The sequence below is a fragment of the Novosphingobium sp. B-7 genome (genome assembly GCF_000410615.1).
In the GTDB taxonomy this organism is placed as follows: domain Bacteria; phylum Pseudomonadota; class Alphaproteobacteria; order Sphingomonadales; family Sphingomonadaceae; genus Novosphingobium; species Novosphingobium capsulatum.
The window spans coordinates 1-2675 of sequence record NZ_APCQ01000702.1 but is presented as its reverse complement, the minus strand read 5'-3'; the positions used below and the strand labels follow the sequence as shown (position 1 = coordinate 2675).

At 68.6% G+C, this 2675-nt stretch carries 4 protein-coding genes; all 4 read right to left on the bottom strand.

Going from position 1 to position 2675, the window contains the following annotated elements; genetic code table 11:
• Window positions 1–137: 137 nt before the first annotated feature.
• The gene (locus H926_RS0107540) at window positions 138–563 is read right to left on the bottom strand and encodes a 23S rRNA (pseudouridine(1915)-N(3))-methyltransferase RlmH (protein WP_022675757.1); all 426 of its coding nucleotides are present in this window, start codon (window positions 561–563) and stop codon (window positions 138–140) included.
• Window positions 564–644: 81 nt separating this feature from the next.
• Window positions 645–1043: a ribosome silencing factor gene (gene rsfS / locus H926_RS0107535; RefSeq protein ID WP_022675756.1), complete on the bottom strand. Its 399-nt coding sequence runs from the start codon at window positions 1041–1043 to the stop codon at window positions 645–647.
• 157 nt (window positions 1044–1200) lie between these two features.
• Window positions 1201–1968 (bottom strand): nicotinate-nucleotide adenylyltransferase, encoded by a 768-nt coding sequence (locus tag H926_RS0107530; protein WP_082209055.1) that lies wholly within the window; start codon window positions 1966–1968, stop codon window positions 1201–1203.
• Window positions 1932–2675 (bottom strand): glutamate-5-semialdehyde dehydrogenase (locus H926_RS0107525; protein ID WP_022675754.1); only part of this gene is annotated, 744 nt, incomplete at its 5' end. The genes H926_RS0107525 and H926_RS0107530, both read right to left, overlap by 37 nt.

Genomic DNA, 2675 nt, shown 5'->3' with positions numbered 1-2675 from the left:
GGTCTGCGCCTGGGCGAGGGCGGCAGCGGCTTCGCCGGCGGTCTGATAGGTGGGCGCGGCGCCGGCCCCGGCGATCTGCCAGGCAGCCAGCGGCAGCAGCAAGGCGGTGGCCAGCAGCAGGGAGCGGCGCGCGTCCATCATCCCTCGCGGTGATAGGGGTGGCCGGCAATGATGCTGGTGGCCCGCCATAGCTGTTCGGCCAGCATCGCGCGGGCCATCATGTGTGGCCAGGTGGCCGCGCCAAAGGCGATCAGCAGATCGGCCCCGTCGCGCAAGCTGTCGTCATGGCCATCGGCCGCGCCAATCAGGAAACGCGCCTCGCGCACGCCATCGTCGCGCCAGCGGCCCAGCACCTTGGCAAATTCGGCCGAGGTCAGCTGCTTGCCGCGCTCGTCCATGACCACGGTGCGGGTGGGATTGGCCGTGACCGGCGGCATGGCGCCGCCCCGATCGGGCAGCTCGGTCACCTTGAAACCCCACGTCACCCGCTTGCCATAGCGATCGACCAGCTCTGCCTCGGGCGAGCGGCCGATCTTTCCCCGGGCGATGATGTGGAGCAGCATGAGCGTCCGGTTCAGGCGTTGGTGGTGGTGGCGTCCGCCACCCTCCTCACCCCTCCTCTGGAGAGGAGGGGAAGGACGATGTCAGGCAGAGCCGGCGTCGCCGAAGCCCCACATGCGTTCCAGGTTGTAGAAGCTGCGCACTTCCGGGCGGAACAGATGGACGACCACGTCGCCGGCATCGATCAGCACCCAGTCGGCCGCTGGCAGGCCTTCGATGCGCACATGGCCATAGCCGGCCTGCTTGACGCGCTCGGCCAGCTTCTGCGCCATGGCGGCGACCTGGCGGGTGGAGCGGCCCGAACCGATCACCATGTAATCGGCGATCGAGCTTTTGCCTTCCAGGGGGATCGACACCACGTCCTGGGCCTGGTCATCATCCAGCGATTGCAGGACGAGTTCGAACAGGCTGGCAGGAGCGCCGGCAGAAGGGGCCGGGGTAGCGGCGCCGGCATCTGCCGGCTGGGGTTGGGCACTGGTCATTGGCTTGCGGTGAACTCCGATTGAAAGATGACTGACGTCGCAACGCCCGGTCGCGCATCCCGATCCAACGGCAAAGCCGCCTTGCGCCAGGGCGCACGGCGGGAGAGCCGAAAAACCGGAAAAGCGTGCCGGGAAGCAGGGATGGCGGCCAAGACGCTCAGCGTCCGCTCCTTCCGCGTGGGTCCGGCACAATGCGGCGGTGGGTGACACCATCGCGCAGGCCGGTCACGGAAATACGGTCCGCCCAATCAGGCTCTGCCAGGCGCTGGGCCGTGGCGGAACGGGGATCGGGATCGAACCGCAGGATGGAGAGCGCTGGGACGCCCTGCATCGGATCATGCGGGAAACTGGCGATCAGGGCGGCACCCCCGGTTGGCCCAGTATCGGACCAAAGAGCGCCATCACATTCCTGCCTGCACCGCCGGCGCCATCGGCGCAGCCATACCATGGCGGGGCTCGCCATCGCAGCTGCATCATAGCCCGGACGGGCGATAACCGCAATCGGCATGGTGCGGGCAATGCCGCGCCAGTTTTTCCAGCGGTGGAACTGGGCCAGATTATCGCTTCCCATCAACCAGATAAAGCGCCGACGCGGGTATCGCCGCACCAGCGCGCGCAGGCTGTCGATGGTAAAACGGGTGCCCAGTTCGCGCTCGATCGCGGTCACTCGAATCGGGGCGCGGCGGGCCATTGCCCGCGCCGAGGCCACCCGTGCCGGCAATGGCGCCATGCCCTTGGCGGGCTTGAGCACGTTACCGGGCGAAACCAGCCACCACAGCTCGTCCAGCCCCAATGCGGCCTGCGCAAACAGGCTCACCCGGCGGTGCCCGCCGTGTGCCGGATTGAAGCTGCCGCCCAGAAGGCCGGTCAGCCGGGGAGCACCGCGTGTCAGGGGCGAACCTGCCCGCTGCCGTGGACCAGCCACTTGTAGGTGGTCAGCCCTTCCAGCGCGACCGGGCCGCGCGCGTGCAGGCGGCCGGTGGCAATGCCGATTTCCGCGCCCAGGCCAAATTCGCCGCCATCGGCAAACTGACTGGAGGCATTGTGCATGACGATCGCGCTGTCGACCTGGGCCAGGAACTGCGCGGCGGCTGCGGCATCGGCAGTGATGATCGCATCGGTATGGCCCGAGGAATGCCGCGCGATATGCGCGAGCGCCGCGTCGAGCCCGTCAACCACCGCCACCGAGAGCACGGCATCGAGGTATTCGGTGTCCCAATCGTTGTCGGCTGCCGGCACGATGCGCGGATCGATGGCGCGGGCGCGGGCATCGCCGCGCACTTCGCAACCGGCTTCGATCAGCGGCGTAATCAGCGCTGCCGCCGCCGGATAAGTGGCATCGATCAGCAGGGTTTCCATCGCCCCGCAGATGCCGGTGCGCCGCATCTTGGCGTTGAGCACGATGGCCTGAGCCATGGCCGGATCGGCCGCCGCGTGAACAAAGGTGTGGCAGATACCGTCAAGGTGGGCCAGCACCGGCACGCGGGCATCGGCCTGGACGCGGGCGACCAGGCTCTTGCCGCCGCGCGGCACGATCATGTCGATCAGGCCGGCTGCCGTCAGCATCGCGCCCACGGCGGCGCGGTCTTGCGTGGGCAGCAGTTGCACCGCCGCTGCGGGCACGCCGCCTTC